Annotated in this window: 14 protein-coding genes; 3 read left to right on the top strand and 11 right to left on the bottom strand. The window is 56.3% G+C overall.

The window, feature by feature from the left end:
• The first annotated feature begins 10 nt into the window (after positions 1-10).
• Positions 11-520: a PTS glucose transporter subunit IIA gene (gene crr, locus AM410_RS13730; protein WP_003861316.1), complete on the top strand. Its 510-nt coding sequence runs from the start codon at positions 11-13 to the stop codon at positions 518-520.
• A gap of 44 nt (positions 521-564) precedes the next feature.
• Here crr and pdxK read toward each other — a convergent pair whose 3' ends face one another.
• From pdxK to AM410_RS13680, 10 genes are all read right to left on the bottom strand, one after another.
• Complete coding sequence (gene pdxK, locus AM410_RS13725) at positions 565-1,401, bottom strand: pyridoxine/pyridoxal/pyridoxamine kinase (RefSeq protein ID WP_025203495.1); 837 nt, start codon at positions 1,399-1,401, stop codon at positions 565-567.
• A gap of 5 nt (positions 1,402-1,406) precedes the next feature.
• Positions 1,407-2,318, bottom strand: a complete 912-nt coding sequence (gene cysM, locus AM410_RS13720) for a cysteine synthase CysM (protein ID WP_108647964.1) — start codon at positions 2,316-2,318, stop codon at positions 1,407-1,409.
• Between the two features lie 112 nt (positions 2,319-2,430).
• Positions 2,431-3,525 carry a sulfate/thiosulfate ABC transporter ATP-binding protein CysA gene (gene cysA / locus AM410_RS13715; protein WP_014171090.1) on the bottom strand — a complete coding sequence of 365 codons (1,095 nt, stop codon included), beginning with the start codon at positions 3,523-3,525 and terminating at the stop codon, positions 2,431-2,433.
• Positions 3,515-4,390, bottom strand: a complete 876-nt coding sequence (cysW, locus tag AM410_RS13710; RefSeq protein ID WP_020883085.1) for a sulfate/thiosulfate ABC transporter permease CysW — start codon at positions 4,388-4,390, stop codon at positions 3,515-3,517. The genes cysA and cysW overlap by 11 nt, the downstream gene beginning before the upstream one ends.
• Positions 4,390-5,223, bottom strand: a complete 834-nt coding sequence (gene cysT / locus AM410_RS13705) for a sulfate/thiosulfate ABC transporter permease CysT (protein WP_020883084.1) — start codon at positions 5,221-5,223, stop codon at positions 4,390-4,392. Before cysT ends, cysW begins: the two co-directional genes overlap by 1 nt.
• Positions 5,223-6,236: a sulfate ABC transporter substrate-binding protein gene (locus AM410_RS13700; RefSeq protein WP_047743027.1), complete on the bottom strand. Its 1,014-nt coding sequence runs from the start codon at positions 6,234-6,236 to the stop codon at positions 5,223-5,225. The genes cysT and AM410_RS13700 overlap by 1 nt, the downstream gene beginning before the upstream one ends.
• A 175-nt stretch (positions 6,237-6,411) precedes the next feature.
• Positions 6,412-7,311, bottom strand: a complete 900-nt coding sequence (locus tag AM410_RS13695; RefSeq protein WP_073396213.1) for a Dyp-type peroxidase — start codon at positions 7,309-7,311, stop codon at positions 6,412-6,414.
• Positions 7,312-7,403: 92 nt separating this feature from the next.
• Positions 7,404-7,979, bottom strand: a complete 576-nt coding sequence (locus AM410_RS13690) for an RpoE-regulated lipoprotein (RefSeq protein ID WP_073396214.1) — start codon at positions 7,977-7,979, stop codon at positions 7,404-7,406.
• Positions 7,980-8,042: 63 nt separating this feature from the next.
• Positions 8,043-8,492 carry a DUF2919 domain-containing protein gene (locus AM410_RS13685; RefSeq protein WP_073396216.1) on the bottom strand — a complete coding sequence of 150 codons (450 nt, stop codon included), beginning with the start codon at positions 8,490-8,492 and terminating at the stop codon, positions 8,043-8,045.
• Positions 8,479-8,904 carry a GNAT family acetyltransferase gene (locus AM410_RS13680; protein ID WP_020883079.1) on the bottom strand — a complete coding sequence of 142 codons (426 nt, stop codon included), beginning with the start codon at positions 8,902-8,904 and terminating at the stop codon, positions 8,479-8,481. The genes AM410_RS13685 and AM410_RS13680 overlap by 14 nt, the downstream gene beginning before the upstream one ends.
• A 212-nt stretch (positions 8,905-9,116) precedes the next feature.
• On the opposite strand from AM410_RS13680, the gene amiA reads away from it, so the two are divergent.
• Both amiA and hemF read left to right on the top strand, forming a co-directional pair.
• Positions 9,117-9,992 (top strand): N-acetylmuramoyl-L-alanine amidase AmiA, encoded by an 876-nt coding sequence (gene amiA / locus AM410_RS13675; protein ID WP_014171098.1) that lies wholly within the window; start codon positions 9,117-9,119, stop codon positions 9,990-9,992.
• Positions 9,992-10,891 (top strand): oxygen-dependent coproporphyrinogen oxidase, encoded by a 900-nt coding sequence (gene hemF, locus AM410_RS13670; RefSeq protein ID WP_073396217.1) that lies wholly within the window; start codon positions 9,992-9,994, stop codon positions 10,889-10,891. The genes amiA and hemF overlap by 1 nt, the downstream gene beginning before the upstream one ends.
• A gap of 18 nt (positions 10,892-10,909) precedes the next feature.
• Here the strand turns inward: hemF and maeB are convergent, their stop codons facing one another.
• Entirely contained in the window at positions 10,910-13,189 is a 2,280-nt protein-coding gene (gene maeB / locus AM410_RS13665; protein WP_014171100.1) for an NADP-dependent oxaloacetate-decarboxylating malate dehydrogenase, read from the bottom strand.
• Positions 13,190-13,430: the final 241 nt, after the last annotated feature.

Genomic DNA, 13,430 nt, shown 5'->3' with positions numbered 1-13,430 from the left:
GGAGAAGATCATGGGTTTGTTCGATAAACTGAAATCTCTGGTTTCTGATGATAAGAAAGACTCCGGAACTATTGAGATTGTTGCTCCGCTCTCCGGCGAGATCGTCAACATCGAAGACGTGCCGGATGTAGTGTTTGCTGAGAAAATCGTTGGTGATGGCATTGCTATCAAACCAACTGGCAACAAAATGGTTGCTCCAGTTGACGGCACCATCGGTAAAATTTTTGAAACCAACCATGCGTTCTCTATCGAATCTGATAGCGGTATCGAACTGTTCGTTCACTTCGGTATCGACACCGTTGAACTGAAAGGCGAAGGCTTCAAACGTATCGCGGAAGAAGGCCAGCGTGTTAAAGTTGGCGACCCGGTCATTGAATTCGATCTGCCACTGCTGGAAGAAAAAGCCAAGTCTACCCTGACGCCGGTTGTTATCTCCAACATGGACGAAATCAAAGAACTGATCAAACTGTCTGGCAGCGTCACCGTGGGTGAAACCCCGGTTATCCGCATCAAGAAGTAATTCTTGCCGCACAGAAAAATGGCGCCTTCGGGCGCCATTTTTGTTTATGCGGGCAGGATAAGCTCGTCGTAGCCTTTCGACTGCGTATAAATCATCACATCTGTGACGCGGTCTCCGGCCATGCGAATCGCATCGGCAACGGTTTTGCCCTCAACGATCCCGCTCACCAGCTCTGAACAGAAGAGGTCGCCCGTGCCTTTCAGGTCCGTTTCAACACGCGGATGCGCACTGACGGTCACACCGTCTCGGGTAACCAGCACCACGTGAATATTCTCCGGATCGTCCGCCACCGGCGCGCTGGTGATGGCCACCCATTTCAGCGTGTCGGAAAGTAACCCCTGCGCTGCCGCTATAGCACTTTCAGGCGTACGACACGGTTTACCGCTTAGCACTTCCAGCTCAAAGACGTTAGGCGTGATCCCCTGCGCCAGTGGCAGCAGGTACTCCCGATACGCTTCAGGGATATCAGGTTTCACATACATCCCACTGTCAATATCGCCAATAACGGGGTCAACCAACACCAGCAGGTCAGGATGCTGCGCTTTGATCGTGGTGAGCCACTGCGCCAGGCATTTTATCTGGCTGGCGCTGCCCATGTAGCCCGTGGTAACGGCTTTAAGCTCGCGCAGGATCTCGCGCTCTTCCAGCGCCTTAAGATACCCGCTGAACCACTCATCGGGGATCACGCCACCGTAAAAGGTATCGTAGTGCGGCGTGTTGCTGAACAGCACGGTCGGCACGGCGGTGACGGTCAGCCGGTGGGTACGAATGTTCGGCACCGCAATGCTGTTCCCCACGCTGCCGTAAACCACCTGCGACTGTACCGCGACAATATCGGTTTGCTGCGCCCGGGTGTTATCCCGGAATAAAATCATCTCCATGACGCTTAAATCCCCGCCCCCTGCGTATAACTCTCTTCACCAAAGACGCCGGTAGAAAGATAGCGATCGCCGCGGTCGCAGATAATCGCCACCACGACAGCCCCGGGATGTGCCTGCGCAACACGCAATGCTCCCGCTACCGCGCCACCCGAGCTGACCCCGCAGAAGATACCTTCACGCACGGCCAGTTCACGCATCGTATTCTCCGCCTCGCGTTGATGAATATCCAGCACCTGATCCACCAGCTGGGCGTTATAAATGCCCGGCATGTATTCCGCCGGCCAGCGGCGAATACCCGGTATGCTGCTCCCCTCTTCCGGCTGCAGACCCACAATCGTTACCGCCTTTTCCTGCTCGCGCAGAAAATGGGATACGCCGGTAATGGTGCCTGTCGTGCCCATGCTGGAGACGAAGTGAGTGATGCGCCCGTTGGTCTGCTGCCAGATTTCCGGACCGGTAGTGGTGTAGTGAGCGTACGGGTTATCCGGGTTATTAAACTGATCGAGCAGTTTGCCTTCACCGCGTTCGGCCATGGCTAGCGCCAGGTCGCGCGCCCCTTCCATCCCCTCTTCTTTAGAGACCAGAATCAGTTCGGCACCATAGGCGCGCATCGCCGCACGGCGCTCCTGGCTCATGTTATCGGGCATCAGCAACGTCATGCGATAGCCTTTCAGCGCGGCAATCATCGCCAGCGCAATACCGGTGTTACCGCTGGTGGCTTCAATCAGCACGTCGCCGGGCTGAATTTCACCGCGTTTTTCGGCCTGCACAATCATGGAGAGCGCAGCCCGGTCCTTCACCGAACCGGCAGGGTTATTGCCTTCGAGTTTGACCCAGATTTCGCTGCCGTTGTCCGGCCCCATGCGCTGAAGTTTGACCAGAGGGGTGTTGCCGATGGTGTGTTCTAATGTGTTCAAGATCGCTGTCCAATAAAAAGCCCGGTGGCGCGCAGCGCTCCGGGCATACGGAGATCATATTCCAGACCGGCTAAGCGCAGCGCCTCCGGTCAAACTACGTGTCATTAACCTATCAGGCTGACTCCGCCAGAGCAATATCCTCGCGCGTCTCTATGCGCTCATTGCCATGATAAATACGGGCATGCTGCAGCCCAACAAACAGGCGTTCGCCCCGGTACGGCGGCTCGTCATCACGCATCACTACCGTCAGCGGCTCGGTATACCAGCCCAGCGGCTGTACCACCAATTGGGTGTAGTGCCCTTTAGGGCTAGCTTCCAGCACCTGCACCGGCAGCGGTGAATCCAGACTCGTCCGGCGGCTCACGTCCACTTCCCAGGGACGCAGGAACAGATCGACCGGCCCCTGATGTGCGGAGGTGTATCCCAGCGGCCAGCGGTGTGCGCCCACGTGGAATTGCCCACCGCGGATGGTGCCCTGCAGCCGGTTAACTTCGCCCATAAACTCGAGGACAAATCGGGTCGCCGGTTCACGCCAGAGCTGCTCTGGCTCATCAACCTGCTCGATGTTCCCCTGGCTCATCACTACCACGCGGTCCGCGACTTCCATCGCCTCTTCCTGATCGTGGGTGACGAAGACGCTGGTGAATTTCAGCTCTTCATGCAGCTGACGCAGCCAGCGGCGTAACTCTTTACGCACCTGCGCATCCAGCGCGCCAAACGGCTCATCCAGCAGCAGAATTTGCGGCTCAACGGCCAGGGCCCGCGCCAGCGCGACGCGCTGCTTCTGGCCGCCGGAAAGCTGCGCCGGGAAGCGGTCAGCCAGATGCGCAAGCTGTACCATCTCCAGCAGTTTGGTCACTTTCGCTTTGATGGTGGCCGCATCCGGGCGCTCGCGGCGAGGCAGCACGGTCAGACCGAAAGCGATGTTATCGAACACGGTCATATGGCGGAACAGCGCGTAATGCTGGAACACAAAGCCCACTTTACGGTCGCGGGCGTGCAAACGGCTTACGTCGGTACCGTGAAAACGAATATGTCCGCTGGTCTGATGCTCAAGCCCGGCGATAATGCGCAGCAGCGTGGTTTTACCCGAGCCAGACGGCCCGAGCAGTGCCACCATTTGTCCGGAAGGGATATCCAGCGAGATATCATTCAGCACCTGGGTGCGACCAAAAGACTTCTTAATATTGGCAATCTCAATGCTCATGATTTCCCTCCTGGTGCTGACGTTTTTCCTGGTTCTCTAAACGCCACTGCACCACACTCTTCAAAAACAGGGTCAAAATCGCCATCAGCGTCAGTAACGCTGCGGCAGTAAAGGAACCGACGGTGTTGTAGTCCTGTTCCAGTAATTCAATCTGTAACGGTAACGACAGCGTTTCGCCGCGAATAGAGCCCGAGACGACCGAAACTGCACCGAACTCGCCAATGGCGCGGGCATTGGTCAGCACGACGCCATAGAGCAGCGCCCAGCGAATATTCGGCAGCGTCACGCGGCGGAACATCTGCCAGCCGGATGCGCCCAGCAGAATTGCCGCTTCATCTTCGTTGCTGCCCTGGCTTAACATCACCGGGACCAGTTCGCGCACCACAAACGGACAGGTTACAAACACCGTGACCAGCACCATGCCCGGCCAGGCAAACATGACCTGCAGGTTATGCTCATCCAGCCAGCCGCCCAGCGGGCCGTTAGAGCCGTAGAAGAGCAGATAAACCAGACCGGCCACCACCGGCGACACGGCAAACGGGATATCCAGCAGGGTCAGCAGCAGCTGACGTCCCGGGAAGTTAAAGCGCGTTACCAGCCAGGCCAGCAGCGTACCGAACACCAGGTTGACCGGCACCGTGATAAGCGCAATCAGTACGGTTAGCCAGATGGCGTGCAGCATATCCGGGTTCGCCAGGTTTTCCAGCGCTGGCATCAACCCCTTGCTGAACGCCTGAACAAAAATATAAATCGTCGGCACGACGAGAATAAAGGCGGACACCAGCACGCCCGTACCAATCAGAAACCATTTTCCCCAGTTGATACGGGGAGCATCGTATCGCTTCAATTGAGTAACTTCCGCCATCAGTGACCTACCACGCGTCGACCAAAGCGACTTTGCAGAGTGTTAATTGAGTAGAGCAGCAGCAGCGATGCGGCAAGAATGACCGAGGCAATCGCGCTCGCCGCCGGGTAATCAAACTCCTGCAAGCGGATAAAAATCATCAGCGAGGTAACTTCGGTTTTCCACGCAATGTTCCCGGCAATGAAAATAACCGCGCCGAACTCACCGAGGCTACGGGTAAACGACAGCGCGATACCGGCCAGCAGCGCTGGAGAAAGCTCAGGCAGGACGACCTTGCGGAAGCTCTGCCAGCGCGTGGCACCCAGCGTTTCCGCCGCTTCTTCGTATTCAGGACCTAACTCTTCGAGCACTGGCTGCACGGTGCGTACAACAAAAGGAATGCTGGTAAAGGCCATCGCGACCGCGATACCGAGCCAGGTATAGGTCACTTTGATATCAAGCTTCGCCAGCCACTCACCGTAAAACCCGTTCACGGAAAAGAGCGAGGCGAGGGTTAACCCCGCCACCGCCGTCGGCAGCGCAAACGGCAGGTCCATTAACGCGTCGAGCAGCGTACGGCCCGGGAAACGGTAGCGGGTTAAGATCCACGCCATCAGCAGGCCAAAGGCCCCGTTAAAAATGGACGCCACGAACGCCGACAGCAGCGTCACCTTATAGGCTGCGACGACCTGCGGGTTGGTTATCACTTCCCAGTACTGCGCCCAGCTCATTTGCGCAAGCTGCATTACCAGCGCGCTGAGCGGCAACAATAAGATCAGGCAGACGAACAGCAGGCTGGTCCCGAGGCTTAAGGTAAAGCCCGGCAGCACGCGTCTGGTAGAGACTGCAAACATTACTTACGCCCCGCCGCCAGCAATTTGTCTAACTCACCGCCGCTGGCAAAATGCGTTTTCATGACATCAGGCCAGGAGCCGAAATGGTCTTCCACGCGGAACAGCTCGGTCTGCGGGAATTTATCCTTCAGTTTGTTCATCACATCCGGGTTATTCACGCGGTAGTAGTAATCGGTAATGATCGTCTGCGCCTGTGGGCTGTACAGGTAGTTAAGGTAAGCTTTTGCCGCTTTCTCTGTGCCGTTGGACTGCACGTTTTTATCTACCCACGCTACCGGGAACTCGGCGAGGATATTGGTTTTCGGGATAACGACCTCGAAGCCCTGCGCATCGTACTGTTTGCGGATATTATTCACTTCCGACTCAAAGCTGATCAGCACATCGCCCAGTCCGCGTTCTGCAAAGGTCGTGGTCGCGCCGCGACCGCCGGTATCAAACACCTCGACGTTTTTCAGGAACTGGGTCATGAACTGCTCGGTTTTCGCTTTATCGTTACCGTCAGCTTTGTCCGCCGCGCCCCACGCAGCCAGATAGGTATAACGCGCGTTACCGGAGGTTTTTGGATTCGGGAAAATCAGCTTCACGTCGGAACGCACCAGGTCATTCCAGTCGTGGATATTTTTCGGGTTGCCCTTACGCACCAGGAAACCCATGGTGGAGTAGAACGGTGAGCTGTTGTTCGGCAAACGACTCTGCCAGTCAGCGGCGATCAGCTTGCCTTTGTCGTGCAGGATCTGCACGTCAGTGACCTGGTTATAGGTCACCACATCCGCTTTCAGCCCCTGGAGAATGGCCAGCGCCTGCTTGGACGACCCTGCGTGTGACTGTTTAATGGTCAGCTTGTCGCCGTTGTTGTCTTTCGCCCACTGCTGTTCAAACGGTGGGTTAAGGGCGGCAAACAGCTCGCGGGAAACATCATACGAACTGTTCAGCAGCTCAGTAGCCTGCGCCTGTGCCACCAGCAGCAAACCTGCCAGTGCCAGCGATCCTTTTTTCAGTACAGTAACGGCCATTGCGCACCCTTATAAATGTGATGACTATCTTATAGTCATAATATTTATAACGAGGACGAAAGGAGTAACGGTTTTATATACCGTTTGGTGATTTACAAGCAGAAAAGAGAATAAGGGTGCAGCCCGTCGTGGTCCGCACCCCAGCCCTCTCCGTGCGGGAGAGGATGGAAAGCACTTACAGCGCCAGCAGACGCTCGACGGACGGGGCGAAGTAGTAGCCGCCGGTCACCGGTTTGGTGAAGCGCAGCATGGCGTCACGCTTGCCGTCGGTATCGCCAAACATGCTCAGCAGCTGCTGTTCGATGTTATGCAGGCGCGCGCAGTACGCACAGAAGTAAAGACCGTGGGTACCGCTTGCTGTGCCGTATGGCAGGCTCTGGCGAACAATCTTCAGACCTTTTCCGTCTTCCTTGAGGTCAACGCGGCTCAGGTGAGAGGTGACAGGACGGGCATCGCCGTCGATCTCTTCGTTGGCCTCTTTCGTACGGCCAATCATCATCTCCTGGTCATGCACGCTCATGCGGTTCAGCTGCTTGAGGTTGTGCTCCCAGCGCTGGACGAACACATAGCTGCCGCCCGCGTCGACGCCGTCTTTGATCACTGCCACTTCACGACGCGTCTCTTCACCCGCCGGGTTTTCAGTTCCGTCAACGAAGCCGCTCAGGTCGCGTTCTTCCACCCAACGGAAACCGTGGATCTCTTCCTGAACGTCAATGCTGTCACCAAAAGCCGCAACCGCCGCCTGGGCAACGGAGAAGTTCACATCATGACGCAGCGAGAGAATGTGGATCAGCACGTCGACCTGCGTTGCGGGTGCCAGGCCTTTACCGTAAGGGATAAAATCCTTCAGCTCTTCGGCGCCTTCGCCACCGCTCAGTTGACGCCAGACGTTATGACCAAAGGCAACGACCGCGCCCAGATGGGCATCCGGGAATTTGGCCTGGAAGGTGGCCAGCTTATCAACGAACGCTTTACTGGCCGCACGCAGGGCATCCACATCCCCTTTAACATTGGCTTCAATCCAAATCGCCGCGCGGCAATGTTCTGGCAAAATGCCACTCTGAACCTGAGACATCGCTCCTCCTGAAATAAAGATGCCACGTCAGCGTGGCATTGATGGCGGCTATTATACCCGTATTTCAGCGAGACGGTTTGTTCAGGCGCAAATTACTGCTTCCAGATAATTTTGCTCACTTTCCAGCTTTTCAGCGTGTCGTCAGACGGCATTAAACCTTCCGGACCACTCCAGGTACCGGTGAAGAGATAGCTGATGTGCTGGCTGCCCTGCGCTTTACATTCCACCGCCACGCCGTCGTCAGACGGGGCGCTGGTGCAGTTGCCGAAGGCCTGTTTATAGAGTTCGCTAAACGGGGTTCCCACTTTCACACCGCTTTCGGTTGGGATGTCGTCGTCCATCACAGCAATGCGGTTTACCGTGCCTTTATCACCGTTAATCACCAGCGCCAGCGTGTCACCCTTCAGCGCTTCGAAATAACGCACGATATTGCCGTTTTCTGTTTTCATGCCGCTGCGCAGGCGATAACCGCCACCCAGTGCATCCTGAAGGGCGTCCTGATCCAGCGCCGTCGCGGCGGTAATTTTACCCACGCCCTGCTCGGTCACTTCCGTTAAAGAGCCAAACCAGTTCCACGGATAGGCCGCAGACCAGTTAATTGATGAGAGCGTTGAACAGCCGGTTAACGCCAGCGGGAGAGCGCATAAAAGTAAACGCAGCGATTTCATTGAAACGTCCTTACGTGTTAAATCAACGCTTGTTGGAGTGCGGTATCGGCAAAAAGTGCCAGGTTAATCTTCCTGATGCGTAAAACAGGCGCGAAGGCGGGGATTCGTCAGCAGCCACAGCAGCGCCACGATATCCGCTACGACCAGCGCAATACCGATCCCCGTAAGCGGTTCACCGCTCCACCAGAGCACCGGTTGCCAGACGAGCAGCGCAAGCTGAGCAAGGATCAGCAGCCAGCGAAGCGCACCCCACAGGCACGGGATCGTATTCCGTCGCCCGCTGCATAAAAACGCCACCACCGCCGGCACGCCCGGCAGCAAGCCGAGCCAGAAGGCATCGTGATCGGGATAGAAGAGCGTCAGAAGCGTATCGCCCTGCCCGCGCGACGCGGCGGCCATCACAAACAGCACCCAGGTACGGGCCTGCAGCAGCAGAACGCACCAGAACAAAAAGGGCAGCCTGACACGCCCTTGCGCATCATAATCTGCCGGATGGATCTCAGTACTCTTCATCTTCTATCAGGCGCTTACCTAAGCTCAGTACGTCCGCGTGTTCATAACCCAGGCGTTCATACATGCCCAGCACCACGTCGTTATCTTCCCGCACCATGATCTGAATCTTCGGGCAGCCGCGGGCAATCAGTTTCTTTTCCAGCCGATTGAGCAGCGCATTGGCGATGCCGCGCGCACGAAATTCCGGGTGCACGCCCAGATAATAGGCCGAGCCGCGATGGCCGTCGTACCCGCCCATCACTGTTCCCACCACCTCGCCGTTGACTTCTGCCACCAGAAACAGACTGACGTCGTGATTCAACTTACGTTCAATATCCATTTCCGGATCGTTCCACGGACGCAGCAGATCGCAGCGCTCCCAAAGGGTGATCACCTCTTCGAAATCTTCCTGGCGAAAAACGCGTATCTCCATGGTATTAACCGCCTTTTCGGGTTTAAAAACAGTGATTATGGCGTGAACATCGCGTTTAGCCAATAACCGGGGAAAAACTCGCCAAAATTTGGCATAATGTCACTTTGTCACGTATTGAAATGAAAAGTAAAACAATTCTCAATAAGGACTGTCGTAACGCTAATCACGATACGATATAACACCAGGACCCCAATTTTTACAATTCAGGCCGCATGAGCACATTCAAACCATTAAAAGCACTCACATCGCGTCGTCAGGTTCTCAAAGCGGGGCTGGCGGCCTTAACGTTAACGGGCATCGCACAGCAGGCTCAGGCAAAAGAAGAGAGCACGCTCAAAACCAGTAACGGACACAGTAAACCGAAATCGAAAAAGCCGGGCGCGAAGCGTCTGGTCATGCTGGACCCCGGTCACGGCGGAATTGACACCGGCGCTATTGGTAAAAACGGTGCGAAAGAAAAGCATGTCGTGTTAGCGATTGCAAAAAATGTGCGCGCAATTTTACGCAGCAATGGCATTGACGCCCGCCTGACGCGTTCTGGCGACACGTTTATTCCGCTGTACGACCGCGTAGAGATCGCCCACCAGCACGGTGCCGATCTGTTTATGTCGATTCACGCGGACGGTTTTACCAACCCGTCGGCGGCGGGGGCTTCGGTGTTCGCCCTCTCCAACCGTGGGGCGAGTAGCGCCATGGCGAAATATCTCTCCGATCGTGAAAACCGGGCGGATGAGGTTGCGGGGAAAAAAGCCACCGACAAAGATCATCTGTTACAGCAGGTGCTGTTTGACCTCGTTCAGACGGACACCATTAAAAACAGCCTGACGCTCGGCTCGCATATTCTGAAGAAGATTAAACCGGTGCATCGCCTGCACAGCAGGAGCACCGAACAGGCGGCGTTCGTGGTGCTTAAGTCGCCGTCAATTCCGTCCGTACTGGTGGAGACGTCGTTCATCACCAACCCGGAGGAAGAGCGCCTGCTCGGCACCACCGCGTTTCGCCAGAAGATCGCCAACGCCATCGCCTCAGGCATAATCAGTTACTTCAACTGGTTCGATAACCAGAAAGCGCACTCCAGGAAACGTTGATGAAACCCAATGCACAGCTGGTAAAAACATTCCTGCTGCAGCTGCAGGATGAGATTTGCCAGAAACTGGCCGCCGCAGATGGCGGTGAATTTCAGGAAGATAGCTGGCAGCGCGAAGCCGGTGGCGGCGGACGCAGCCGCGTGCTGCGTAACGGCGGCATCTTTGAGCAGGCTGGCGTCAATTTTTCCCACGTCCACGGAGACGCGATGCCCGCTTCCGCCACGGCCCATCGACCAGAACTGGCAGGCCGCAGCTTCGAAGCAATGGGCGTATCGCTGGTGGTTCATCCGCACAACCCGTATGTGCCGACCAGCCATGCCAACGTGCGCTTTTTCATTGCTGAAAAACCCGGGGCCGATCCGGTCTGGTGGTTTGGCGGCGGTTTTGACTTAACGCCCTACTACGGGTTTAAAGAAGATGCCGTGCACTGGCATACCACCGCACGCGATCTCTGTCAGCCGTTTGGGGACGACATCTACCCGAAATTTAAAAAATGGTGCGATGACTATTTTTATCTGAAGCACCGCGATGAGCAGCGCGGCATTGGCGGGCTGTTCTTTGACGATCTCAACACGCCAGATTTTGATACCGCGTTCAGCTTTATGCGGGCGGTAGGTGAAGGGTATACCGGGGCCTATCTGCCGATCGTGGCGCGGCGTAAAGATACCGACTACGGCGTGCGCGAGCGCGAGTTCCAGCTTTACCGCCGCGGGCGCTACGTAGAGTTCAACCTGGTATGGGATCGCGGCACGCTGTTTGGCCTGCAGACCGGCGGGCGCACGGAGTCCATTTTGATGTCGATGCCGCCGCTGGTTCGCTGGGAGTACAGCTACGAGCCAAAAGAAGGCAGCCCGGAGGCTGCCCTGAAAGACTTTATTACGATTCGGGACTGGGTGTAATGCCGGCAGGCGCAGCGCTTACAGCGGCTGCGTCTGCGCTTCAACCACCGCCAGTGCCACCATATTCACGATACGACGCACCGAAGCAATCGGCGTCAACACGTGCACTGGCTTCGCCACGCCCATCAGCACCGGTCCTACGGTGACCCCTTCAGAGCTGGAGACACGCAGCAGGTTGTAACTGATGCGGGCCGCTTCCACGTTCGGCATAATCAACACGTTTGCAGAACCTTTCAGCGGGCTGTCCGGCATGCGTTCGTTACGAATGCTCTCCACCAGCGCAGCATCACCGTGCATCTCGCCGTCAATCATCAGTTCCGGCGCACGCTGGCGAACCAGCTCCAGCGTCTGGCGCATTTTGCACGCCGCCGCTGATTTCGACGAACCAAAGTTGGAGTGCGACAGCAGCGCTACCTTCGGTTCAATACCAAAGCGACGCACGGTTTCTGCCGCCATCACGGTGATCTCCGCCAGCTCTTCCGGGCTCGGATCGTCGTTGACGTAGGTGTCGGCAATAAAGGTGTTGCCGCTTGGCAGCAGCAGCGCGTTCATCGCCCCGGCGGTGTGGACCCCTTCGCGATAGCCGAAGATCTCCTGCACCACGCTGAAGTGCTCGTGGTAATCACCGATCGTGCCGCAGATCAACGCATCCGCTTCACCGCGGTGGACCATGATCGCCCCGATCACCGTCGTGTTGCTGATCACGGCCTTTTGCGCCTGCTCCTGGGTGATCCCGCGACGTTTCATGATCGCGTAGTATTCGTTCCAGTACTCTTTAAAGCGCGGATCGGATTCGTTATTAACGATCTCAAAATCCACACCCGCTTTGATCTGCAGCCCCAGTTTCTGAATACGCATCTCGATAACGCTCGGACGACCGATCAGGATTGGCTTCGCCAGACCTAAGGTGATCAGCTCCTGCGTGGCATGCAGAACGCGCGCCTCTTCCCCTTCCGCCAGCACCACGCGTTTCGCGTCGGCACGCGCCTGAGAGAAAATGGGCTTCATAAACAGGTTGGTTTTGTAGACAAACTCGGTGAGCTTATCGACGTAAGCATCGAAATCTTTGATGGGGCGCGTCGCCACACCGGAGTCCATTGCCGCCTTAGCAACCGCCGGGGCGATTTTGACAATCAGACGCGGGTCGAATGGTTTTGGAATGATGTAGTCCGGGCCAAAGCTCAGATCCTGGTCACCATACGCCGAGGCGACCACTTCGCTCTGCTCGGCATGCGCCAGTTCCGCAATGGCATGAACGGCCGCGAGCTTCATCTCTTCGTTGATCGCCGTCGCGCCCACGTCCAGCGCCCCGCGGAAGATGAACGGGAAGCAGAGAACGTTGTTCACCTGGTTCGGGTAATCGGAACGACCGGTACAGATAATGGCATCTTCACGCACGGCTTTTGCCAGCGGCGGCAGAATTTCCGGTTCCGGGTTTGCCAGCGCCAGAATCATTGGCGCACGCGCCATTTTCTTCACCATCTCCTGGGTCAGCACTTTCGGGCCTGAACAGCCAAGGAAGATATCCGCGCCGTCAATCACGTCCTCCAGCGTGCGTTTACCGTCGTCTTCTACCGCGTAGGCCGCTTTGGTTTCCGCCATGTTCGGCTCACGGTCCTTGTAGATAACGCCTTTGGAGTCGCAGACCACAATGTTGTGCTTCTGCATGCCCAGCGCCACCAGCAGGTTCATACAGGCGATTGCCGCCGCGCCTGCGCCGGAGACCACCATACGCACGTCAGAGAGATTTTTCTCAACCACACGCAGACCGTTCAGAATGGCCGCGGTGCTGATAATCGCAGTACCGTGCTGGTCATCATGGAACACGGGAATGTTCATACGCTCGCGCAGTTTCTGCTCAATATAGAAACATTCCGGCGCTTTGATGTCTTCGAGGTTGATCCCACCGAAGGTCGGTTCCAGCGCGGCAACCACGTTGATAAATTTATCAGGATCGAGCTCATCCACTTCGATATCGAACACGTCAATACCGGCAAATTTCTTGAACAGAACACCCTTGCCTTCCATCACGGGCTTACCGGCCAGCGCACCAATATTGCCTAATCCCAGCACCGCCGTCCCGTTAGAGATCACGGCGACCAGGTTGCCACGCGCGGTGTATTTATAGGCTGCCAGCGGATCTTTTTCGATTTCGAGGCACGGCGCCGCGACGCCGGGTGAGTAGGCCAGCGCCAGATCGCGCTGAGTCGCCAGCGGTTTTGTCGGGGAGACCTGAATTTTACCTGGGACAGGGAACTCGTGGAAATCGAGAGCACTCTGTTTTAACTGATCATCCATCTTATTTTTCCTTTCACGTATCGGTCAAAAGGGTGACGTTTGCGATCCTGAAGCACACCCTGGTGTGCCGCCTAGTATCGCCGCAGGCAGCCACATAAACTTTGAAGGCTGCCAAACTCTCACCATTGCAGAATAAAAATTGTTATCAATTTATAACAACCATGTTACCCGTCTCAGAAAGCAATGCCTCCCCCGTCTGCTATGCTTTTTTGTTAAGTCCATCATGATTTTTGCAGAAGTG

Source organism: Enterobacter cloacae complex sp. FDA-CDC-AR_0164, assembly GCF_003071645.1.
Taxonomy (GTDB): Bacteria; Pseudomonadota; Gammaproteobacteria; order Enterobacterales; family Enterobacteriaceae; genus Enterobacter; species Enterobacter ludwigii.
The sequence above is the reverse complement of the archived record's forward strand: the minus strand, read 5'-3'. Positions and strand labels throughout refer to the sequence as shown.